The organism is Sporacetigenium mesophilum DSM 16796 (assembly GCF_059569055.1).
In genome coordinates this window covers 58,936-82,424 of the sequence record NZ_JCANUR010000004.1, presented here as the reverse complement: position 1 = coordinate 82,424, position 23,489 = coordinate 58,936, and the positions used below count along the sequence as shown (strand labels likewise).

Annotated in this window: 20 protein-coding genes and 1 tRNA gene; 3 read left to right on the top strand and 18 right to left on the bottom strand. The window is 27.0% G+C overall.

Features of this window, described 5'->3' with window-relative positions:
• Positions 1 to 15: 15 nt before the first annotated feature.
• The 6 genes from hemW to gpr form a co-directional block, all read right to left on the bottom strand.
• Complete coding sequence (gene hemW / locus BS62_RS05510) at positions 16 to 1,146, bottom strand: radical SAM family heme chaperone HemW (protein ID WP_496490250.1); 1,131 nt, start codon at positions 1,144 to 1,146, stop codon at positions 16 to 18.
• 137 nt (positions 1,147 to 1,283) lie between these two features.
• Entirely contained in the window at positions 1,284 to 2,618 is a 1,335-nt protein-coding gene (locus BS62_RS05505; protein ID WP_496490249.1) for an APC family permease, read from the bottom strand.
• A gap of 184 nt (positions 2,619 to 2,802) precedes the next feature.
• Entirely contained in the window at positions 2,803 to 4,608 is a 1,806-nt protein-coding gene (lepA, locus tag BS62_RS05500) for a translation elongation factor 4 (RefSeq protein ID WP_496490248.1), read from the bottom strand.
• Positions 4,609 to 4,725: 117 nt separating this feature from the next.
• Positions 4,726 to 4,977: a hypothetical protein gene (locus tag BS62_RS05495; protein ID WP_496490247.1), complete on the bottom strand. Its 252-nt coding sequence runs from the start codon at positions 4,975 to 4,977 to the stop codon at positions 4,726 to 4,728.
• 9 nt (positions 4,978 to 4,986) lie between these two features.
• Complete coding sequence (gene spoIIP, locus BS62_RS05490) at positions 4,987 to 5,913, bottom strand: stage II sporulation protein P (protein ID WP_496490334.1); 927 nt, start codon at positions 5,911 to 5,913, stop codon at positions 4,987 to 4,989.
• A gap of 20 nt (positions 5,914 to 5,933) precedes the next feature.
• Positions 5,934 to 6,890: a GPR endopeptidase gene (gene gpr / locus BS62_RS05485; RefSeq protein WP_496490246.1), complete on the bottom strand. Its 957-nt coding sequence runs from the start codon at positions 6,888 to 6,890 to the stop codon at positions 5,934 to 5,936.
• A gap of 279 nt (positions 6,891 to 7,169) precedes the next feature.
• Between gpr and rpsT the strand changes: the two genes are divergently transcribed.
• Positions 7,170 to 7,436 carry a 30S ribosomal protein S20 gene (gene rpsT / locus BS62_RS05480; RefSeq protein ID WP_496490245.1) on the top strand — a complete coding sequence of 89 codons (267 nt, stop codon included), beginning with the start codon at positions 7,170 to 7,172 and terminating at the stop codon, positions 7,434 to 7,436.
• A gap of 159 nt (positions 7,437 to 7,595) precedes the next feature.
• Here rpsT and holA read toward each other — a convergent pair whose 3' ends face one another.
• The 5 genes from holA to BS62_RS05455 form a co-directional block, all read right to left on the bottom strand.
• Positions 7,596 to 8,627: a DNA polymerase III subunit delta gene (gene holA / locus BS62_RS05475; protein ID WP_496490244.1), complete on the bottom strand. Its 1,032-nt coding sequence runs from the start codon at positions 8,625 to 8,627 to the stop codon at positions 7,596 to 7,598.
• The gene (locus BS62_RS05470; RefSeq protein WP_496490243.1) at positions 8,605 to 9,861 is read right to left on the bottom strand and encodes a ComEC/Rec2 family competence protein; all 1,257 of its coding nucleotides are present in this window, start codon (positions 9,859 to 9,861) and stop codon (positions 8,605 to 8,607) included. Before BS62_RS05470 ends, holA begins: the two co-directional genes overlap by 23 nt.
• Positions 9,862 to 9,925: 64 nt before the next feature.
• Complete coding sequence (locus BS62_RS05465) at positions 9,926 to 10,435, bottom strand: ECF transporter S component (RefSeq protein WP_496490242.1); 510 nt, start codon at positions 10,433 to 10,435, stop codon at positions 9,926 to 9,928.
• Positions 10,436 to 10,532: 97 nt separating this feature from the next.
• Positions 10,533 to 11,705 (bottom strand): GNAT family N-acetyltransferase, encoded by a 1,173-nt coding sequence (locus BS62_RS05460; RefSeq protein WP_496490241.1) that lies wholly within the window; start codon positions 11,703 to 11,705, stop codon positions 10,533 to 10,535.
• Between the two features lies 1 nt (position 11,706).
• Positions 11,707 to 12,612 (bottom strand): DUF2156 domain-containing protein, encoded by a 906-nt coding sequence (locus tag BS62_RS05455; RefSeq protein ID WP_496490240.1) that lies wholly within the window; start codon positions 12,610 to 12,612, stop codon positions 11,707 to 11,709.
• A gap of 190 nt (positions 12,613 to 12,802) precedes the next feature.
• Between BS62_RS05455 and BS62_RS05450 the strand changes: the two genes are divergently transcribed.
• Positions 12,803 to 13,627, top strand: coding sequence for a ComEC/Rec2 family competence protein (locus BS62_RS05450; RefSeq protein WP_496490239.1), 825 nt, complete (start codon positions 12,803 to 12,805; stop codon positions 13,625 to 13,627).
• Positions 13,628 to 13,791: 164 nt separating this feature from the next.
• On the opposite strand, the gene BS62_RS05445 is transcribed toward BS62_RS05450, so the two are convergent.
• Positions 13,792 to 14,508, bottom strand: a complete 717-nt coding sequence (locus BS62_RS05445) for a tRNA threonylcarbamoyladenosine dehydratase (RefSeq protein ID WP_496490238.1) — start codon at positions 14,506 to 14,508, stop codon at positions 13,792 to 13,794.
• 82 nt (positions 14,509 to 14,590) lie between these two features.
• Between BS62_RS05445 and BS62_RS05440 the strand changes: the two genes are divergently transcribed.
• Entirely contained in the window at positions 14,591 to 15,382 is a 792-nt protein-coding gene (locus BS62_RS05440) for a hypothetical protein (protein WP_496490237.1), read from the top strand.
• A gap of 51 nt (positions 15,383 to 15,433) precedes the next feature.
• Here BS62_RS05440 and BS62_RS05435 read toward each other — a convergent pair.
• The 6 genes from BS62_RS05435 to BS62_RS05410 all read right to left on the bottom strand — a co-directional run bounded on the left by BS62_RS05435 (position 15,434) and on the right by BS62_RS05410 (position 23,473).
• Positions 15,434 to 15,530 (bottom strand) — tRNA-Sec (locus tag BS62_RS05435).
• A 101-nt stretch (positions 15,531 to 15,631) separates the two neighbouring features.
• Positions 15,632 to 16,486 carry a resuscitation-promoting factor gene (locus tag BS62_RS05430; protein WP_496490236.1) on the bottom strand — a complete coding sequence of 285 codons (855 nt, stop codon included), beginning with the start codon at positions 16,484 to 16,486 and terminating at the stop codon, positions 15,632 to 15,634.
• A gap of 135 nt (positions 16,487 to 16,621) precedes the next feature.
• The gene (locus BS62_RS05425) at positions 16,622 to 17,296 is read right to left on the bottom strand and encodes a uracil-DNA glycosylase (protein WP_496490235.1); all 675 of its coding nucleotides are present in this window, start codon (positions 17,294 to 17,296) and stop codon (positions 16,622 to 16,624) included.
• 17 nt (positions 17,297 to 17,313) lie between these two features.
• A complete protein-coding gene (locus BS62_RS05420) occupies positions 17,314 to 17,682 on the bottom strand; it encodes a NusG domain II-containing protein (protein WP_496490234.1) in 369 nt (122 codons plus the stop codon).
• An 83-nt stretch (positions 17,683 to 17,765) separates the two neighbouring features.
• Positions 17,766 to 20,498 (bottom strand): ATP-binding protein, encoded by a 2,733-nt coding sequence (locus BS62_RS05415; RefSeq protein WP_496490233.1) that lies wholly within the window; start codon positions 20,496 to 20,498, stop codon positions 17,766 to 17,768.
• 146 nt (positions 20,499 to 20,644) lie between these two features.
• Positions 20,645 to 23,473 carry an ATP-binding protein gene (locus BS62_RS05410; RefSeq protein ID WP_496490232.1) on the bottom strand — a complete coding sequence of 943 codons (2,829 nt, stop codon included), beginning with the start codon at positions 23,471 to 23,473 and terminating at the stop codon, positions 20,645 to 20,647.
• Positions 23,474 to 23,489: the final 16 nt, after the last annotated feature.

Genomic DNA, 23,489 nt, shown 5'->3' with positions numbered 1-23,489 from the left:
CAATAGTTTATGATATTAATCTAAAAATTCTATAAATACAGAGTTGGAAACTTCAATTCCCTTTTGAGTTAAATACATTATTTTATCATCATAGTCAATTAGGTTATTATTTCTTAACTTCTCCATAATACCTTTATATTTTTCTTTGAAGTTTATATTAAATTCTTTTGCAAAATCATTAAAATATATACCTTCATTCATTCTAAGACCCATAAATATCTTTTCTTCTATTTTATCTTTAACTTCCAATATATTTTTATCACATATTGGTTTATTTTCACTATCTATATGGCCAAAGTATTCATTTAAGGCTTCAACATTTGAATATCTAACTCCATCTATATAACCAGATGCACCAGGCCCTAGTCCTAGATATTCTTCACATTTCCAATAAATAATATTATGATTGCATTCATAGCCTTTCTTTGAGTAATTAGATATTTCATATTGATTATATCCATATTCTTTTAAATATTTTATAGAGTATCTATACATTTTTATATCAAGTTCTTCATCTGTAGGGTTTAATTCTTTTCTTTCATATAGTTCATAGAATTTAGTTCCTTCTTCTATTATAAGAGAATATGCAGATATATGAGTTGGATTTAACATAACTACCTTTTGTAGAGTTTCCTTCCAATCATCAATTGTTTGATTTGGAAGTGCGTACATAAGGTCTATATTTATATTATTAAAACCTATATTTTTTGCATCTTCATAATTCTTAGCAAACTCTTCAAAAGTGTGTATTCTACCTAACTTGTCTAAGTGACTTTGTTGGTAAGCCTGAAGCCCTATACTTAATCTATTTACACCTATATTGTATAGTGTTTTTAGTTTTGATTTTGTTAAAGTTCCTGGATTTGCTTCTATACTTATTTCAGCATCACTATGTATATTAAAGTTTGAATATATATTATTAAACAAGTATTCTAGTTCATCTTCTTTTAATATAGTAGGAGTACCGCCTCCTATGAATACACTTGTAAATACTTTATCCTTAAAATCTGACCTATACAAATTCATTTCCTTTACTATGCTTTCTAAATACTTATCTTTATCTTCACCGTTTATTGAATAAGAATTAAAATCACAGTAATTACATTTTTTAATACAAAAAGGAACATGTAAATATAATCCTAACATTTTTACCTCCACTAAAAGCTTAATTAAGTTAATTGTATCATTTGTTAATAAAATTCGCTATGCTCATGTCGCCAACAGCATGAAGAACAGGCCCGTTGCTCAAGAATAAAAGCCTTGGAATATTCCAAGGCTCTGTATTAAGCTTCTCTATTTTTCTTCTTCATAGAATTATAAACTGGCCAACCTATAGCAGTTACTATAAGACCTGCTATAGCATAAGTTGTTTGAGTTATTAATGTATTTATTACAACATATCCTCCACCTATTATAGCTATAAGAGGAACTATTGGATATAGTGGAACTTTATATGGTCTGTGTAAGTCAGGTCTTTTCTTTCTTAATATCATAACCCCTATAAATGTCATTATATAGAATATCCATACTATGAATACAGTTAAATCTGTTAACAAGTTAAATTGTCCTGATAATGCATATATACAAGATAATATTGCTATAAACCATATTGCATTAGATGGTACATTACTACCTGATAATTTTGATAATGATTTATATCCTGGGAAACTTCCTTCAACAGCTAGTTTGTATGGAACCCTTCCTGCTGTTAATGTATATCCATTTAAAGCACCAAACACTGATATAAGTATACCAACAGTTATTACAGTTCCTCCAGTTTGTCCAAATATAGCTGTTGCAACTTTTGCTGCAGGAGTTGATGTAGCTGCTAACTCTGATGCTGGAAGTACCCATAAATATGCTATATTTATTGCTATATAAACTGCCATAACTAATGATAAACCACCTACTATAGCTTTTGGTAAATCCTTTGCTGGATTTTTCATTTCACCAGCTATGGAACCTACGTTTATCCATCCATCATATGCAAATAATGTAGCTATTAATGCTGAACCAAGTGCTGTGCCTGTGTTGACGTTAGGATCTGTCATAGGAAGCAATCTAGTTTCTACACTTCCATTTCCATTTACAAAACCAAATATTATTATCATTGCTAAAGGTATAAGTTTAGCTATGGTAGCTACTGTTTGTATACTACCTGCTGTTTTTGATCCTAGTGTATTTAAGAAGGATAAAAATAAAATTGTTATTATAGCTATTGTTATAATAATTGCCAAAGATCTATCTACATCCATTCCCAACAAAACTACTACCTGTGTAGCAAATATAACCGCTAATGCTGCTATTGTACCAGGAAAAAATAATACAGTTTGCATCCATCCTGTTAGGAATCCCCATACATCTCCATAGGCTTCTTCTATATATGTCATCATACCTCCAGTTCTAGGTATTGCTGCTGCAAGTTCTGCTGCTGTAAGACCGCCACATACTGTAAGTATCCCACCTATTACCCATGACATCATTCCAAGCCCTGGAGCTACTGTTGCACCAAATACCGCTTGCGGTTTAAAAAACACCCCGGAACCTATAACCATACCTACAACTGTAGATAGCGCAGCTGCTAGTCCTAGAGTTTTTTGAAGTCCTTTATCACTCATAATTTTCCTCCTTTTGTTGCTGAATATAAATTTTATTTAAAGTCTAAATTATGATTTGAAATAGATTATAAAAATACTATTTCTTATTGTATTTTCTGATATTTTTTAAAAAATATCCTTATATAGATAAACTACCAGTTTTTGCAAACTAAAAAAGAGTAGATATAAAATCTACTCTAATTAACTAATCATCTAGTTTAAGAACTGACATAAATGCCTTTTGAGGAACTTCAACAGAACCTATTTGTCTCATACGTTTTTTACCTTCTTTTTGTTTTTCAAGAAGTTTTTTCTTACGAGATATATCTCCACCATAACACTTAGCTAAAACGTCTTTTCTAAGTGCACTAATAGTTTCTCTAGCTATAACCTTAGTTCCAACAGCAGCTTGTATAGGTATAGGGAATTGATGTCTTGGTATCTCTTCTTTTAATTTTTCACACATAGATTTACCTCTAGCATAAGCACGAGATTCATGAACTATAAAACATAGTGCATCTACTTGTTCTTTGTTTATAAGTATATCTAGCTTAACAAGTTCTGATTCTACATATCCTTTAAACTCATAATCTAGCGATCCATAACCTCTAGTTCTAGACTTTAGGGCATCAAAGAAGTCGTATACAACTTCATTAAGAGGAAGATTGTAATGTAGCATTACCCTTTTAGGGTCTATATACTCCATACTTATCATATCTCCACGTCTTTCTTGACAAAGCTCCATAACAGCACCTACATAGTCTTTAGGAACAATTATATCTCCTTTAACTATAGGCTCTTCTATCATCTTTATTTCTCCTGGTTGTGGTAGATTAGTAGGATTTTGTATCATTTCAACTTCACCATCAGTTTTAGTTACTCTGTATATAACAGATGGAGCAGTTGTTATTATATCTAAGTTAAATTCTCTTTCTAATCTTTCTTGTATTATTTCCATGTGAAGTAATCCTAAGAAACCACATCTAAATCCAAATCCAAGAGCTACAGATGTTTCTGCCTCAAATTCAAGAGCTGCATCATTAATCTGTAGTTTTTCTAATGCATCTCTTACATTTTCATATTTTTCGCCTTCACCTGGATATATACCACAGTAAACCATAGGAGTAGCTTTTTTGTACCCAGGAAGAGCTTCATCAGTAGGATTTTGAGTATAAGTTATTGTATCACCTACACGACAACTTCTCATATCCTTTATACTTGCTGCAATATATCCAACATCTCCTGCTTTTAACTCATCTAAAGGAACTTGACCTGGAGACATTACACCAACTTCTGTTACTTCAAAAGTTTTTCCTGTATTCATCATCTTTATGCTAGTACCTTTTTTAACAGTTCCTTCAAAAACCCTTACATAAGCTACAACACCTTTATAGCTGTCATAATATGAATCGAATATAAGAGCCTTAAGTGGAGCATTTTCATCTCCAGTTGGAGCCGGTACTTTTTCTACTATAGATTCTAAAACGTCTTGTATATTTATTCCATTTTTAGCTGATATTAAAGGTGCCTCTGATGCATCAATACCTATTATATCTTCTATTTCTTCTTTTATTTCATCAGGTCTTGCACTTGGCAAATCTATTTTATTTATAACTGGTAATATTTCTAAATCTTGATCAAGGGCTAAATATACATTTGCTAACGTTTGTGCTTCAACACCTTGAGCTGCATCAACTACAAGTAATGCTCCTTCACAAGCTGCCAAACTTCTAGATACCTCGTAATTAAAGTCTACGTGACCTGGAGTATCTATAAGATTTAAGTAATATTCTTGTCCATCTTTAGCTTTATAAACTAATCTTATATTTTGAAGCTTTATAGTTATTCCTCTTTCTCTTTCAAGATCCATATTGTCTAGTAACTGATCTTTCATTTCTCTTGCGCTAACCAGACCTGTTTCTTGTATTAATCTATCCGCTAAAGTAGACTTACCGTGGTCTATATGTGCTATTATACTAAAGTTTCTAGTTCTACTTTGTTTACTACTCAATTGTCATCCTCCTTACTTTGTGATGTTACCATAACTTCTATTTTATAATATATATTCACTTATGTAAATATAACACAATAAAGAAAGGTTTATCATTTAAAATGATAAACCTTATGTTTATTTTAGCAATTCTTTTGATTTATTGTAAGCTTCATTGTAAGATTGTATACATGAATCTTTAAAACTTATAAAAAAGTTGCTAATATAATAATCTTTATTGTCATCTAACATAGATACTATATTTTTATCTACTTCAATAATACTTAATGTACAAATTAACATCATTATTATAATAAAAATTATATGAACAATTAGCTTATACTTTCTCTTTTTATGCTTATTTTCTAAGGTCCTCTCTAGTCGGCTCATTATATCACCCTATTTTGGCATTTCTTTAAATACACCGTCTAGTATTTCTGCTACATATTTAGCTGTTGCTTTTGACTCTGCACTCGATGTTGCGTTACTTCCTATTTCTAATAACAAATAGTTATCAGATAAGTATGAGTTAAATTTTGCATAGCTTTTTTCTACTATAGGAAGTGCTATTCCAGGGTATTTTTTATTTGCATAGTCAGTTACAAATTGAGCAAACTTTCTTGTTTTATCTGCATTAGGACTTTTACCACCTATTACAAACATAAATTTGGCTACCTTTTCTCCATTTATAGTTAAAGTACCTTGTTTATTTGCACTAATAGCTGCAGTTTCTGTAGTTGTATCTTTTGCATCTCTATGAAGGTCTATTATAACCTTAATATCTTTATGTTGATTTATTGTGTTTTGTGCTGTATTTAAAGATCTTAAATATGATTGGTTATAACTAACATCATGGTATGTTTTGTCATGAATTACACCATAACCTCTTTTTGTAAGCTCATCTGTTAATACATTTCCCACTCCAATAACAGACTTATTTTCCTCTTTTGCATGGAAGTTATCTCCAGGAGCATCAGAGTATGTTTCACTTCCATGAGTGTGATATATAAATACCTCTGGATTTTCTTTAGTCATTACAACAGTTGGTACATCCTTTATATTCGGTTCTGGTGTTTTATTTTCTACACTGTTTTGTTCTGGCGTAGGTTGATTATCTTTTCCTATATGAATCTTTACATAATCTTCGTTATTTGTATTTTCTTGTGTTGTTGTATTAGTAGTATTAGTATTTTGTGCACTAACTTCTGGGTAAGTAGATTTCATTAAAAACTTTAAAAAATCATCTTCTCCTAGTGCGTAAATACCCGACGGTATAGACATAAATAATAACGAAGCTATGAGAGTTGCGCTTATACCCTTTTTCATCACTAGTCATCACTCCTTATCTAATTTAATCGTCCTGGATGTAGAGATCTATTTAGACCTTCACTTATTATTACAGCTAAATTTTCTATAGTTTCATCTATATCCTTAGGTGTTACTACAACATTTTGATCATAAGGATCTAGTGCATCTTTAATCAAATGATATTTTTCATCTTCTTGTAACTCTTTTAACATGTTGTAAAAACTACCTCCAGCTTCAGATTGGCTCATTAAACTATCTATAGCTATATCTAGAATATCTGATGTAAGAGTTGCTGCATCTACAACTGTAGGAACTCCTATTGCTATAACTGGAACCCCTAAATATTCCTCATTAAGAGACTTTCGTTTATTACCTATTCCTGCTCCAGGTGCTATGCCTGCTGTTGATATTTGTATAGTAGAATTAACTCTTTCCATTTTTCTTGAAGCTAATGCATCTATTGCTATAACTCTATCTGGTTTTAACATATCTACTAGTGATTTTACTGTTTCACTAGTTTCTATACCTGTGATTCCCATAACCCCAGGGCTTAATGCTGCAACCTCAGTAAAATCATCGTCATAATCTTTGTTGTAGTTTTTAAATATGTGTCTTGTTACTAATGTTTTAGACACTGTTCTAGGTCCAAGTGCATCTGATGTTATATTCCAGTTTCCAAGGCCTATTACCAAAGTCTTTTTTGTTTTATCATTTCCAAGTACTCCTTGTAATTCTGTAGTTACAAATTGAGTTACTTGTTCCCTTGATTCATCATCATCATATTTCATAAGTTTAGTTTCTATAGTTATATATACACCCTTTTCTTTACCCATAGCATTAGAGCCTTGTTCATTTAATATTTCAACTTTAGTTATTATACAGTCTTCAAGTTCTTTTTTATCTACCTTAACACCAGGAATTTCAATATCTTTTCTATTTTCTTCACTATACATTTCTCTAGCTTCTAGAGCTAAATCTGTTCTTATATTTCTCATAATAATTTCCCTCCTAAAAAACATATACATAAACCATACTTATCATTGTTGACAAAATTTATTATTTTATAACAAAACAGTAAATATTTTTAAAAATTTTAGAAAAACTAATTTATGTGTTGTAAAAAACTATATTTTAGGTTATAATTTTTAAGGTCAAATACAAACCGATAATCAAAGTCGATAATAATTAACTTGATTTTTAGATTTATATCTGATAAAATCTAATATGTTGACTTATGAGTAACAATAAAAAATGAGCATGAGGGGGTGAACGTGTTGGCAAATATAAAATCAGCTAAGAAAAGAATAAAAGTTATCGAAAAGAAAACTGCTTTAAATAGAGCGAGAAAATCTCAAGTTAAAACAGCTATAAGAAGATTTGAAGAAGCTATAGTTGCTGGTAATAAAGAAGAAGCTTTAGTAAGATTCCAATCAGCTCAAAAGAAAATATTCCAAGTAGCTTCTAAAGGTACTTTACACAAAAATGCAGCGTCTAGAAAAGTTGCTAAATTAGCTAAGAAATTAAACAGCATAAACGCTTAATTACTTATTTAATAAATGTGTCTATATTCCCCAATAGATATCAGCCCTTAGTATGTACTAAGGGTTTTTTGGTGCTCAAAATTCGCTTTGCTCATGTCGCCAACGACCTTGAGAAACAGGTCTGTTGCTCAAAAAAAGTTAGGAATATAATTCCTAACTTTAAGAACAGTATTTACTTACTATTATTTCTATTGCTAATGTATCTTTTATAAGTCCATTTTTAATCTTATAATCACTTTCTAATATGTCATTTAATAAAGATAATATTGTATCATCACTAAAGTTATTAGACTGTTTTAGAGCCTTTGTTACAGCAAATGGGTGAACATTTATTTTTTCTGCTATTAATTTTGAAGAGTATCCCTTATTTTGCAAATATGTTGATTGCATAACAATTTTAAATTGTCTAGATATCATAGCAAATATCCCAAGGACAGATTCACCTTCTAATATCATATCATCTAATATTTTTAGTGCATAAGATGAATTTTTACTTCCTATAGCATCTATAAGTTTAAATATATCATTTTCTACTTTTCTTTGAGATAGCTTATCTATTGTATCTTTAGTTACGACTTTTTCTTTTCCTGTAAATGATACTATTTTGTTTATTTCATTTTCTAAATCAGATAATGTTTTGTCACTATTTTTCGACCTATAGTCTTCCTTTTCTATGAAATACATAACTTCAGAATCTGATATAACAACTTCCTTTTTCTTAAACTTATTTTTAACCCATTTAAAAAGTTCTATATCATTTAATTTATCGCAGTTAAAAACTATACCTTCTTTTGATATTTTCTTTATTAAACCTTTTCTTTTATCTACGTCTCCATAAACTATAAATACAAGTGTAGATGTATCTGGTATATTATGTATATAATCTGTTAAGTTTTTTTCATCTTCTTCTGAAAAATTCTTTCTTTTTCCTCTTAACAGTTCAAAGTCCTTAACTAATACTATTTTTCTATCATCCATAAAAGGAAGAGTCTCTATACTGCTTATGAGTTGGTCTAACATAATTTCTCTTCCATCTAGTGCACTTAAATTAAAATCTAACATAGATTCATTTAAACTTTCTTTAAAAACCTTCGTTATATTTTCTAATAAATAAAATTCTCTTCCATAAAACAAATATACATTTTTAAAACTACCTTCTTTAATATTTCTAACTATATCCTTGTACTCCATTTTTTTGCTCCTTTATAATCGTCAATTCTTTGTATATCATATAGGTAAATACAATTATATAATATATAACCACTATTTTAAAACTACTTTCTTTAAATTCTATAAAACTATAATTTAAATTGTAAAAGTAATCCAACACAAAATATATATAATCAATTATAAATTTATTTATATAAACTATAATATCAGTAACAAATATATTTATATTAAAAGTTATAATACTCAATATTGATAATATCATTATTATGCTTATACAAGGTACAACCAATAAATTACATACTATTGAAACTAATGATATATTCTTAAAGCTATAATACACTATAGGCAATGTAAGTATATTAGCAGCAATAGTCAAAGATATCAATGGAAATTTTATATAGGTATTTATATAGTTATAAAAATATATAATTGAAAGAGTTGCTAAAAAAGATAACTGGAAACTAGCATTATATATTACATATGGATTTAAAATAATAAGCCATGTTCCTATTATTGAAAGAGAACTTATACCATCATAACATCTTTGTAAAAATATAGAACTATAAAGTAATACTGCAAACACGCAAGCCCTTACAATTGACGGTCCAAATCCAACCATAAAACTGTAAAATGACAATATACATACTAATATTATGAGTTTATAAAATCTATTTATGTTTCTTATAATAAAACCTATAACTGCACATATAATACCTATATTTAACCCCGATAAAGCCATTATATGAGCTGTTCCTGTTTTACTAAATAAATCTATAGTATAATCATCTAATTCATCCTTAACCCCTAAATTAATAGCAATTATAAGTGGTGAATGATCTTTATATATATTCCTAAATTCATTTATTAAATAGCTTCTAAATTTAGATGAATAATAATATAAGTAATCCTTTTCATATACTTTATAACTATCTAATACTATAATGCCTTTATATCCATTGCTTTTTAAATATCTACCGTAGTCAAATTCATCTATTTTAAGATTTTCTAATTCCTGTAACTTTCCTTTAATATCTACCTTATATCCTATGGGAATATTTTCATTTTTAAAATCTCTTACTATAAAATCTCCTATTATGTATTCATTGTATCTTTCCTTTTTCTTAATATCCTTTGATATTCCACTTATACTAACATATTTATTGTTATAACTATATTCATTTTTATCATCTTTGTTAGTATATATAAAACCAATAAATAAACTTAATATAAATATAATTAATAGAGGTCTTCTCATAACTATTTCCTTTCTTTTGTATAATATATTTATTATTGTCAAAAAAAAGAAAATCTAGAGCTTATTAGGCTCTAGATGTTTTTTTAAAATATGGAATTTTATTTAATGAAAGTGCAAGTGGTACACCTATTAATATACTTGCTACTGCCTGTATAACGTTTCCTGGAATTGAATGAAGAGAAACTATAAAGCTACCTTCAAGTATTCCTCCTGCTACATAATACCCACTTATCATTATTATAGACCCTATTATTGAAGCCATTATGCTTTTTGCCTTTGTTATGTTTTTTCTAACTATAACCCCTACTACATAACCCTCTAATCCTTTTATTATAAGTGTAAATATAGCCCATTGAGAATATCCACTTAATACATCTGCTAGAGATGAGCCTATTCCACCTGCTATCATTCCTGGTATTGGGCCAAATACTATAGCTGTAATAAAAATAATTCCATCTCCTATATTTACATATCCATTTGTAGATGGAACAGGTATTTGTATAATCATAGTTCCAACACATACTAAAGCTATCATAAGAGCATTTAGCACCATTTTATGCGTTTTATTATTCATAAAAACCACCCCTTGATATAATAATTATAACTTTATTATATCAAGGGGTGTTAAGCTTAACAACTTGAATTGTACCCATACAATTTGTATTTTTTAACTATACATATTCATTTATATAATTTATTTTTTTATTAAATATACATTTTAGAGTATCTATAACTTCAGATTTATTTGAAGATTTTATTTCTATTAATTCCATAAATAAAGCTTCATCTACATCTATATAAGAAAATACAAGTTGACTCAATGTGTTTATATCTATAACAACATCGTAACTACCATCACTTTCATACACTTTTATATTTTTATCAATAACTAAGTTAAATACCTTGTTGTTTTCATCTATAAAATCGTCTATGACTTTTATAGTTATAGATAAGTTTTTATCGTAATCTTTTTTAATAGACTCCATATACTTTTTAAAATTTATAACTCTTCCCATCATAAATGGCTTTATTTTAAGTTCAGTGTTTTTTAAATTTGGAAGTATATATCTTATTTTATCGTTAACTGGAGTATTAATAACTACTTTTTTAGTTTGTGTGTTGTGATTATATAAAAACTTCAAAATAGATTTTAGAGAATTCATATCTTTATAAAATAACTCTCTTACAAACATATTTTCATTATTTATAAAATACATTATATATCCCATGTATTGGCCATTTTCATCAACGTGAGTATAGATATATCCATTTTCACTTTCTACTTCTTTGAATATATCTCTATAATATAATTCATCTCTTTTTGTATATCCATTGTTGTTACTCATAAATTCACTATATATATCTAATAGATATTTTATATGACTTTCATTTACTTTTTTAAAATTTCCATTAATTTTAAAAGTTCTAAAGTCGTTTATATCTACGTTGTATTCAATTTGATCATAACAATGTTCATATCCATAACTTCTATACAACCTATAGTCTATAGGCATTAATATAGATACTAATTGATTTTTCTTATAAAGTTCATTTAAGGTATATGACATAAGATTTTTCATATATCCTTTGCCTCTTCCCTCAGGAAAAGTAGATACTCCTACTACATAAGATGTATCGTATACAACATTATTAAGACTTATTTTATATTGATTTAGCTGAAGAGAAGATGTTATTTCTTCTTCATCTTCCACTACTATAGTATTATAAGGTTTATATTTATTGTCAAAATAATAATTAAAAAATCCCTCTTCATCTCTAAAGCAGTATCTCCATATATCTTTTATATCACCTAAATCATCATCTTTTGCATATCTAATGTTCATACTAATCCTCCAGTACTGTATACTTTTCTGCAAACTTGTAAGGATGATATGATAGCTTAGCCTTTCTAAGTCCTTCTATTCCCATGTCTTCTTCTCTATTAACAAATTCTACATCAGGGAATTCATTTTGTAAAAATAATTGATTTATAATTGGATATAGCCCTCTTATACTTGGATTTGCTTTTTCAACATGTATAACAGCCATATTTGGATTTAAGTATTCTCCAAATGTGAAAGCTTCTAATTGTCCATCTATATATATACCACCTATTTTCATGGTACTTTTAAGTTCACTATAGTTATTAAATATTTTTTTGATAGCTATAAATTCTTCATCCATTCCTTCTTCTACAATATCATGTTCTTCTTTATCTTCGTTCCATTTTCTTAAAACCTGTATGCATTCATCTAAATTTTCTTCTTCTAAAGCTTTGTATTCATATCTTCCTTCATATTCTTTTTTAAATGCGTTTATGTGGTTTCTTTTCTTTTGATTTTTTCTTCCACCTAATGTTCTCAAATCTTCACCTAAGTAAACATAGTCAAAATAATCTCTTTCTTCTATATACTTATATTTATTAGGGTATGTTTCTTTTAAAAATTCTACAACTTCTTCTGTTACAGCTCTTAAATTGAATTTCATATCGTGTTCTTTAAAGTAATTTAATATAAATTCAAATGCCTTTGGAAGATTTTCCTTAGAAGCTAGAGGTATAACTGTAAATTTATTTCCTCCATATTCTCCTACTACAATGGCAAAATCCTCTTCAACAAGATAATAAGTTTTATACATATGTTGCCACATAAACAAAGTTGTAAAGCAGTATTCGCAAGCTTCATGACTTACTTTCTCAAAAAAAGGGTCTAATATCTTTTTCGAATTGATGTCTATTTCTTTAAAATTCATAATTTACCTCCTATGGATATCATTATATCACTATATATTGATAATCTCAATATCCATAACTTTTTATATAATAATTGTAATATTTTACAAATGTTAGGAAATAATAATAGTGTTTTTATCTTTATATTTATAGTACCCTAATTATGTTCCTCTAAACATGCATTTATTGTTAAAATATAGGAGTATTTCAATGAAAAAAATTTTTTTACTAGCTTTTGTTTTTTTGTTTTTAACTGGTTGTAACAAACATTCAAATGAAGTTTTAATACATATAATAGATGTTGGTCAAGGAGACAGTATACTTGTACAAACTCCAGATAATAAAAATATGCTAATAGATTCTGGAGATGAAAATAGCGGAAAAATAGTTAAGAGATATCTTAAAAAACATAAAATTTCTAAACTCCATGTTGTTATAGCTACTCACCCAGATAGTGACCACATTGGTGGATTAGATGATATACTTTATAGTTTTGATATAGATAAAATGTATATGCCCAATAAAAAACACAATACAACCCATTATGCTGATGTTATTAATGCCTGTAATAAAGAGAATATAGATATTATTAATGCTTCTAAAGGAATGAATTTTAGTTTAGGATCCAGTGTTTTTATAGACATACTAAGCCCTTCTACTTCATACGGTGATACCAATTTAAATTCAATTGTATTAAATTTATCTTATGAAAACAAAGACTTTTTGTTTACAGGAGATGCTGAATATAAAAATGAAACCGATATTATAAGTGATTATAATCTAGAAGATGTAGATTTTTTAAAAGTAGGTCATCATGGAAGCAAAACATCAACTAGTGATATTTTCTTAAAAAACACATCTCCTGATGTGGCAGTAATATCCTGCGGATACAAAAATAAATATAATCATCCAAGCCAAGAAACTCTGGACAACCTTATTAAATATGATATTCCTGTATATAGAACAGATAAACAAGGAAATTTAGTATTTTACTCTGATGGCTATACTATATACACTTACAAATCTCCAACTTAGGTATTTAAAAAGACCGTTGAAATCAACGGCCTTTTTAGAAGATATTAATTGGGATTTAAAGAGAGAGGAGTTTTATGTCTCCTGTAACACATGAACTTTAGCAGCCTCTTTAATATTAATATAATGTTTTTTTATGAAGTTATTGTGTAGAAAATATATACTTCTTATGAAGTTTCTATTCCAAGCAATTCTCTTACAACTACTGATGCTAAAGTTAGTCCGCTAACTGAAGGGACAAATGATATACTTCCCGGAGTAACTTTTCTACCATTCATTATTTTTTCTTTAAGTTCATAAGGTTGTTCTGTTGAATAAACTACCTTTAACTTCTTTACTCTTCTATCTCTTAATTCTTTTCTCATAACTTTAGCCAATGGACAAGTATGAGTTTTGTGAATATCTGCAACTTCTATTTTTGTAGGGTCTAATTTATTACCCATTCCCATAGAGCATATTATTCTTATATCTTTTTTAATACAAGCTTCTATTAGGTGTATTTTAGATGTTACCATGTCTATTGCATCTATAACATAATCATAACCACCACTTAATATCATTTCACTAGTTTCTGCGTTATATAATTCCTTATATATAGTTATATTTATATCTGGATTTATATCTAGTATTCTATCTTTCATAATATCAACTTTAGCTTTTCCTATTGTTGAATGAAGAGCTGGTATTTGTCTATTAATATTAGTTATATCTACAGTATCGAAGTCTATTAATGTTAAATTCCCTACACCTGCACGAGCTAGAGCTTCTGCTGTAAAACTTCCAACTCCACCAACTCCAAATACTGCTACTTTAGAGTTTTTTAATATTTCTAATCCATCTTCTCCTATTATAAGGCCAGTTCTAGTTCTAAAACTCTTTTCCATATAATCACTCCATCTCTTAAGTTATTTATTTTATGTCTAACGAATATATATAAAATATAATTTATTTTTAAGGGTGATAAATTTGAGAAAACTTATAAATATTATAACCAATTTGTTGATTATAAATTTCTGTATATTTATAGCTTTGTTTATATATAACCTTCCTATTTTAACTAATTTAAATGAAAGTTATATTGAATCATATAATTATAACGAAGATAATTATAATCTAATAGCTAAAATTTTACAAGATACTAATGAAAAAGACTGGGTTAAATATATAGACTATATAGAGTTAAAAGAATACAAACACATAGCCAATGATAAAAATAGTTCAACAGCATTTATTTTAAGTTTACCCAAAAAAACTTCATTAATTGCATTGTACGAAAAACAAAGCGAAGATAAATATATATATAAATCAAAAATAACAAATTTGTCTCCTATCCAGAATATATATTTTTACAAAGATTTTTTGGTAGTAGAACAATTAATTGACGAAGAAATAACTGATCCTATAAAAAATGAATTTATAGAAGTATTTTTAAATACAAATAACAATTTTTTATCGGTGTTTAAAAAATCCATATTTTTAGATAAAACATATAAAAAGATGTCTATGGAAGATAATGATGATAATGTCAAATCAACATGGGTAAGATATACAGAAAATTCATCAATAGACTATTTAGATGAAACTATACCTAAAATAATGGCAATTACTTCTTATGTAACTTATGAAGGTAAATCTAAGAGCATGCCTAAGAACTATGAACTCAAAGAAACAAAGAATAATATGCAAAAGGAATTATATGTTTGGAATAATGACACTCAAAAGTTTGAGTTAATAGAAAAAACAGAAATAAAACAATAAAATTCGCTACGCTCAAAAAAGGACTTCTATATTTAGAAGTCCTTTTTAAAATGGCGGGAGTGCGTGGGAATCGAACCCACCTAAGAGGCTATTAACCCCTCATACTGGTGTTGAAGACCAGAGGGCACACCGGCACCCATCCACCCCCATATGATATTTTTATTACAAGAATAATATTACCATATTATAAGATATTTTTCAAGTTTTTTTCACAATAAAAGCCACAAAATTGTGGCTTTTATTGTAAATTTATTTTAGGATATATAAAGTTATATTTTTTCTTCCCCAGTTTATTGCCTGAGATTTACTGTCCATATATATATCTATTTTATTTCCTTTTATAGCACTACCTGTATCTTGTGCAACGAATGTTTGTTTAAGCTTTGGAATGTAAACCCTTGTACCATAAGGTATTACATTAGGGTCTACTGCTATAACTCCCCATCTTGCTTTTGTTCCTGTAGATGTTGTTCCACCACCTGTATAAGCAGTAGCAGTAACACTCATTTCTTTTGAATACTCTGATTCTGTAGTTTTAGCTACAGTTGTAGCATTAACTCTAGATGAACTTCTACTAACATTACCTCTAGACACTACTTGTACTACCTTTTTTTCTTTCGTTCCTTCTTTTACAATTCTATCAACAGGATCCATTGATATGTATTCTTTTAAAAGTTGTTTATCTACTTCTTTACCGTCATGATAAACTAACTTATAAAGGAACTCTCTTTTACCTTCTTTTCCTTCTTGTTCAATTACAGTTTTTCCTTTACTAAGTTCATTATCTTTTTCTATTTTAATTTCATAGGGTATGCTTTGCGCTTCTGTTATTTTTGATTCTTTAACTCTAGTTATTTTTATAGTCATATCATCTTCTAGTTTAGAATCTAATCCTACACTAACTATATCCTGTGAGTTTACTTTTACACCTTGTTCTATTAAAAGTTCTTTAACATCTGATTTAAAAGTACTTATTTCTTCATTGTTACCGTCTACTACTAATACTAACTTTTTATTTAAAGTTGTATATGCCCCTACAGTTATAAATGATAATGCTAATACTGTCAAAGTTATCATGAATAACCTAAGTTTTTGTTTTTTCATGAGTTACTCCTTTCCTATAGCAAATTTTAAATAATGTGTAACTAAATTGTAACCAAATATGGAAGCATTGTCAAATTGACAAAAAATAAAAAATGTGCATACCTAGTATTTTCAGTAGGTATACACATTTGCCTGCTATATATTTTTTATTTGCCAATCTATAACTTTTTTGTCTAAACTTTTCAATATATTATTACTCTTTGAAAAGTGTTTACATCCAAAAAATCCCTTTCTTGCAGAAAGAGGACTTGGATGAGGTGCCTCTAATATATAATGATTTTTATTAATTATTATATTAGATTTTTCCTGTGCATTTTTGCCCCATAATAAAAACACTATAGGATCATTTCTATAATTTAACAATTCTATTACTTTATCCGTAAATATTTCCCATCCTTTTTTTCTGTGAGAATTTGCATTTCCTTCTCTAACAGTTAAAACCGTATTTAAAAGAAGCACTCCTTGTTTAGCCCAATCTATTAAATATCCATTGTTTGGTATAAAACATTCTAAATCATCATTTAATTCTTTGTATATATTAAGTAATGACGGTGGAATATTCACTTCAGGTTTTACAGAAAAAGACAATCCATGTGCTTGGTTTGGTCCATGATAAGGATCTTGACCTAAAATAACTACCTTCACATCATTATAAGATGTTAACTTTAAAGCACTAAATATATCATCTTTATTTGGATATATTGTTTTACTAGAGTATTCTTCTTCTAGAAATCCCATTAGTTTTTTATAATAGTCTTTTTCAAATTCATCTTTTAATAAAACCGTCCATTCATTTTCAAAGTCAACCATTATTATCACCTACTTATTTAATTTGACATTATATCTATATCCTCTTTATCTCCTCCAACTATTTTAACTTGTACCTTATGTGGAATGCATACAATACCTCTAGAACTAGTATTTACAAATCCTGTTTTAACACATACATCATCTGGGCAATTTGCATCTTCTATTTCAACTCCACCATCATGTACATGTATTACATTTATCTTTCCATCTTGGTCTATTTTTATAGTTTGTTCTTTATTTAAAGATACTGTTTTATATAATTCTTTATTTACATATATTTCTGCTTTTAGCGCTCCTTCTTTACTTTCGTTATATTTAGTTATACCAAAATAAGCTCCCACAGATATTAAGATAATTAATACTAAAATAATGTCGTTTCTTTTCATAAGTTCCTCCTTAAATATATATATAAATATTATATCATTAATTGCTTTAAATTAAATAAGGAGTTCACGTGGAACTCCTTTATTTAATAATAAACATCTGAAAACTCTATTTTTATTTTTTCATCTATATTATTACCTTCAATTTCAAAATCATCATAACTACTGTCATCTAATACATTGACTGGTAGACCTATAATAAACTCTGTTCCTATACCTATTTCACTATTTACCTTTATATGACCATTGTGAAGGTTTAGTAAGTGCTTTACTATTGAAAGGCCTATACCGCTACCTTCAGCATTTCTTGATAAAGTTTTATCTACTTGTCCAAACTCTTCAAATATAAAGTCTAATTTATCTTTGGGTATTCCCATTCCTGTATCCCTTATAGATATTTCAATATAATTATTTTTATCATATATATTTATATATATATTCCCACCGTTGTCGGTAAATTTGAAACAGTTAGAAAGTAGGTTTAAAATAATTCTTTCTATTTGACCTTTGTCTATTGCTATTATTTTTTCTTCTATATCAGTATCAAATATAAGAGTTATATCTTTTCTTTTTGCATATTTATCTACAGCCATAAACAAATCTTCTATTAAGCTAACTATATCTCTATTTTTAGTTTTTATTTTATAAAATCCAGACTCCATTTTAGTTAAATCTATTATATTATTTATAAGCCTATTTAATCTATATGAGTTTTGTCTTACAAGCTCTATATGATTTTTTATATTGTCGTTATAATCGTGTATCTTATTACTTTCATAGAAAGACTCCAATAGTTGATTGCAACTATATATAACATTAAGTGGCGTTTTTAATTCATGAGACATATTTGCAAAGAATTCAGTTTTTACCTTATCTACTTTCATTCTTTCCATTAACTCAAGTTCTGCCTCTTCCGAGTTTTTCTTATAAGTTAAGTCCTTTACTATAAGCATTATATGTTTTTGGTTATCTACATCAAATGGAAGTGCAATTAACTCAACATAAATATTATTGCCCTTTGTTGATATAATTTCATGTTCTAAAAGAAGTACAGGATGCTTTTTTGTAAATACATCTTTTAACTTTTCATCAAATATATCATTATCTTCAAAATTTACTTTTAAAAATGTTTTTATATCTTTACCTATAACTTTTTTATGGTAATCTATTTCCAACATATTGCACATTGATTTATTAACATATTGTATAGATAAATTTTTATCTAATAAACATATACCATCCGGCAATATATTTATTAAAGAATTATAAGATCTTTTACTATTTTGTAATTTTATTTGAGCAAGCTTACGATTTGTTATATCCCTAATAATAGCTATTGTTTTTTTTATGTTATCTTCATAAAAATTAGAAAAACTGATTTGTACATATGTATCTTTAGAGTCTATTTTGAATTCATATTCCTTTTCATCATCATCTATATCTTCAAACTTTATATTGTGCAATTCATCTTTAAATATCTTTTTACATGAATCATTTGCATAAACTACTTTGCCTTCCTCTAGAACAGCTATCCCATCCCCTATGTTTTGTAGGAAACTTTCGTGTCTTTCATTAGCTTCTACTATGTTTTTTTCAAACTCTTTTCCCTTAGTTATATTTATCCATATGCACACAATACCTTCTTTTTTTGAATCTACAGTTAAAGGTGCATATATACATTTATATATTTGGTTATCTTTTGTATATAATATATTTGTTTTTATATCTATGGATGTATTTATACTTTCTATATTTTTCTCAAATTCTAAATAATTAATAATATATTTTTTTATTAAATCTAATAATTCACCTTCTTCATTAATGTTAATTACATTTTTAAAACTATCATTTATATATATAACTTTTTTATTTTTATCAAAAGCTATAATCCCATTAATAGATGAATTTAACATAGAATTTAACTTTGATTCTTTTTTAGTCAAGTCTACTTGAAGTTGTTGTATAGTTATATTCTCGTTTAATAATATTTCGTTATTTTTCTTAAGTTTGTAAGTTTTATCTATTAACTCAGTATTTATTTCTTTTATCTTTTTATATGGGTTTGTGATACTAACACTTATTATTAATTTATATATGTAGTATATGTATAAGCCCTTTAATAAAATAGATATCATTATAGGTAAATACCAACCTGTAGATAAAAGTGTCAGCGTTGAGTACAAAAATAATGTAAATATACTGTAGTTTAGATTTCTATAAACATTTTCACTAACTGCATCTTTATTAATGAAAGTTTTTCTATACAGTAAAATAGATACTAAAATTAAAATGGATGCTACAGATTTTATAGTTGTAAGTATACTTTCATCAAAAAAGTAATTTAAATATAGGTATACAGATATTGTGCTTAATATTATTATAAGTAAGATCAAATTTAAAATAGCATATCTTAACCTATAATCTTTTTTATTTAGAAATTTAAAACTATAATAAAATGTAAATGCAGGAATTAGCCTACTAATTGCTACAAAAAGGGTGCTTATATCAGCATTATTATTAATATTTTTAATAGGATCTATATAAGTAAAAGTATACATACCTTCCATTATCCCTGATATTAGAAATCCTATTGATAATATTGCAGAAAATTTATCGTTGCTAAATTTATATGTATTAGCTACTATTACAAACATCGCCAAACTCATTATTATGTATATTGATTGTATCGTTATGTAATAGTAAGCTGTATTGTTATAAAATACAGATATTAAAAATATTATAGTTAAAATCACAAAGTATAAATTTATATTAATCTTTTTTCTTTGTTTTATTTTTTCTTCAATTTCTATATACTCCATTTTTTGTCCCCCAATTATTAGAGTAGTGAATTTTTTGGCGATATGAGCGCAGCGATTTTTATCATCAAATATAGGTTATCATAAGTTTATCAATTATTTTGTCGTATTTTGTTAGACAAATAAAAAAAGCATAGGATTTACCTATGCTAATCATTAGTATAAATATCAGAGAATTCAACATGTATTCTTTCTACATTTAAATTGTGATTATTTACAAATTCATATTTATTATCATTTTCTATAACGTTTACTGGGAAAACAATTTTAAATGTAGTTCCCATTTCTAACTGGCTATCTACATATATCTTACCTTCGTGTAAATCAACTAGGGATTTCACTAATGATAGTCCTATACCGCTTCCTTCAGCGTTTCTAAACATATTTTTATCTACTTGTCCAAATCTCTCAAATATAATATCTAGTTTATCCTTTGGTATTCCTATTCCAGTATCCTTTACTTCAATTTGTACTGTATCTTCATTATCAAATATATTTACATATATCTCTCCACCAGGGTTTGTAAATTTAATAGCATTTGATAAAAGATTTAGTATTACTCTTTCTAATATATTTGTATCTACTGCCATGATTTTTTCTTCAGTATCTGTATCAAATACAATTTCTATTCCTTTATTGCTAGCATAGGTACTTACTGATAGTGTTATATCTTCTACTATGTCTACTAAATTATGATTTTCTAAATTTACTTTATAAAAACCAGATTCCATTTTAGTTACATCTATTATATTACTTATAAGTCTAAGTAATCTATAACTATTTTGTTTTGTAAGCTTTATATGTCTTTTAATTATATTATTATAATCTTTTATTTTATTATTTTTATATAGCATTTCAATTAATTGATTTGAACTAAACATAAGATTAAGAGGGGTTTTTAATTCATGGGATATATTTGCGAAAAACTCCATCTTAGTTTGGTCGTATTGTATTCTCTTAGTCAGCTTTTTCTTCATAGATTCAGCCTTTTTTATTTCTCTTAAGTCTCTTATTATAGTTAATTTCAATATTTTATCTTTAGCAACAAATGGAATACTAGCAATTTCAACATCTAATGATTTGTTGTATTTATCTAACAATTTTATTTTTGTAAAAGGAGCTACTTCTTGATTTTCTACTTTTTTTACTCTTTCATTTACAGTATCCTGATACTTTGGATGAACAAATAGATGATCTTTTCCATAAATGCCTAATTCATCTTCTTTTAATGATCTATCTACACTAAACATATCTCTTAATTTTTTATTCATATATATAAATTCATTTGTTTGTAAATCTTGTAAATATATACCCTCTGGAACGTTATCTAGTAATCTTTTATATATCTTCTCAGATTTTTCTAACTTTTCTTGAGTATTTTCAAATTCAGTAACATCTTTATAAGTTACTATTTGATGTTTTTTTCCTTTTTCATAATATATAGTAGTATAAGTTTCTATCCACCTAACATTATTATTTCCATCGTAAACTCTATATTTTGCTATTCCATTATTATAAAGTTCTAAATTAGATGTAGCCGATTTATTTGCAGAAATTATATCATCGTATATATGCTTATCTTCTGGATATATTAGATTATCTATTGGATTTGAATCGTTCTCACTATCTACTAAAGTTTCCATAGATAGATCAAATAAATTAACAAAAGCATCGTTAACATCTACAACCTGTTCTTCATCTCTTATAAGAACTGGGGCGTGTATATTCTCTATTAAACTCTCATATGAATTATTCATATCTATTATTTCTTGCTCTATTCCTTTTTCAGTAGTTATATCAATAAATATGCACATACACCTTTGAGACTTATCATTTGAGTCAATGTTAGCATAAATACACCTAAATATCCTACCATCATTACAATATATTTCTTCATCTAAAATTCCCTTATTAATATGGACCTTGTTAATATTTGATTCAAAATTTTCATAGTCTTTAAATATATTTTTTATATTTTCTTTTAACTTATCTCTTTGTCCAAAGAAAACTTCAGCATTTTTATTTAAATCATCTACTTCATTTTCATCATCAAATACTATCCAAGCATTTATAGTTGCATTTAGTATTGTAGTTAGCAGTCCTTCTCTTTGAACTAAGTTTTCTTTCATATTATTTTGTATATTATTTATTCGTTCAAGTAAAACATTAGTATTTTCTAATAAACTCGATTTATTATTTAAATCATTATTTGCTGCTATAAGACTATAATAAGGTTCTACTAACCTGTCTTTAACTATAGTTTTGTATATATAGTAGCTATATATTATAAGCAAGTTGTGTCTAACTATGGTCATACTTAAAGTGTTATATATTGTAAAGTTATATATAATAGTTAGTGTTATATATCCTCCCATAAGTAAAATCGCAGTTCCTGTATAATTATATATATCACTTTGGATAAATTTTTTGTTTGATTTTAGAAGTTTTAAAGCATAAATAACTAATAGTAAACTTATAATTAAATGCGGAAGATATAATATATAAATATTTTTATTAAAATTAATAATATTTATATACTTAAGAACTATAAAAAAACTTACAGCAAATATCAATGAATAAAGCCAATATATTTTTTTAAAGTTTATATTTTCTTTATTAATAAACTTTATAGCTAGTACAAATGAAATTATCTCTATATATATAGTTAACATATTTGTTTCCATAAAGTATAAATCCATATTTATAGTTAATGCATGAATTATATTAAATAAGTTTGCATATATAAATCCGATTCCTATGAAACTCATGTAGTTATTTTGTTTACCATAATATGAATTTAAGGTTATTATAGATACGAGAAAACTTACACAGCTTTTTATTACTGTAATCAAAGTATGATAAACATCATAGTTTATATAACCTAAAACAGATATAGCTAAAAGTATACCTAGATACAGTATAATACTTAATATATTATTTTTTTTAGTTTCTCCCAACACTTCTAACTTATCTATCATAATATTACCCCACTAA

What these genes read in the sequence shown, in the direction of transcription:
- hemW (WP_496490250.1), bottom strand. Translation starts at nt 1,146, where the DNA reads ATGTTAGGATTATATTTACATGTTCCTTTTTGTATTAAAAAATGTAAT.
- BS62_RS05505 (WP_496490249.1), bottom strand. Translation starts at nt 2,618, where the DNA reads ATGAGTGATAAAGGACTTCAAAAAACTCTAGGACTAGCAGCTGCGCTA.
- BS62_RS05495 (WP_496490247.1), bottom strand. Translation starts at nt 4,977, where the DNA reads ATGAGCCGACTAGAGAGGACCTTAGAAAATAAGCATAAAAAGAGAAAG.
- spoIIP (WP_496490334.1), bottom strand. Translation starts at nt 5,913, where the DNA reads ATGAAAAAGGGTATAAGCGCAACTCTCATAGCTTCGTTATTATTTATG.
- gpr (WP_496490246.1), bottom strand. Translation starts at nt 6,890, where the DNA reads ATGAGAAATATAAGAACAGATTTAGCTCTAGAAGCTAGAGAAATGTAT.
- holA (WP_496490244.1), bottom strand. Translation starts at nt 8,627, where the DNA reads ATGGAGTACAAGGATATAGTTAGAAATATTAAAGAAGGTAGTTTTAAA.
- BS62_RS05470 (WP_496490243.1), bottom strand. Translation starts at nt 9,861, where the DNA reads ATGAGAAGACCTCTATTAATTATATTTATATTAAGTTTATTTATTGGT.
- BS62_RS05465 (WP_496490242.1), bottom strand. Translation starts at nt 10,435, where the DNA reads ATGAATAATAAAACGCATAAAATGGTGCTAAATGCTCTTATGATAGCT.
- BS62_RS05460 (WP_496490241.1), bottom strand. Translation starts at nt 11,705, where the DNA reads ATGAACATTAGATATGCAAAAGATGATGATTTAGGTGATATAAAAGAT.
- BS62_RS05455 (WP_496490240.1), bottom strand. Translation starts at nt 12,612, where the DNA reads ATGAATTTTAAAGAAATAGACATCAATTCGAAAAAGATATTAGACCCT.
- BS62_RS05450 (WP_496490239.1), top strand. Translation starts at nt 12,803, where the DNA reads ATGAAAAAAATTTTTTTACTAGCTTTTGTTTTTTTGTTTTTAACTGGT.
- BS62_RS05445 (WP_496490238.1), bottom strand. Translation starts at nt 14,508, where the DNA reads ATGGAAAAGAGTTTTAGAACTAGAACTGGCCTTATAATAGGAGAAGAT.
- BS62_RS05430 (WP_496490236.1), bottom strand. Translation starts at nt 16,486, where the DNA reads ATGAAAAAACAAAAACTTAGGTTATTCATGATAACTTTGACAGTATTA.
- BS62_RS05425 (WP_496490235.1), bottom strand. Translation starts at nt 17,296, where the DNA reads ATGGTTGACTTTGAAAATGAATGGACGGTTTTATTAAAAGATGAATTT.
- BS62_RS05420 (WP_496490234.1), bottom strand. Translation starts at nt 17,682, where the DNA reads ATGAAAAGAAACGACATTATTTTAGTATTAATTATCTTAATATCTGTG.
- BS62_RS05415 (WP_496490233.1), bottom strand. Translation starts at nt 20,498, where the DNA reads ATGGAGTATATAGAAATTGAAGAAAAAATAAAACAAAGAAAAAAGATT.
- BS62_RS05410 (WP_496490232.1), bottom strand. Translation starts at nt 23,473, where the DNA reads ATGATAGATAAGTTAGAAGTGTTGGGAGAAACTAAAAAAAATAATATA.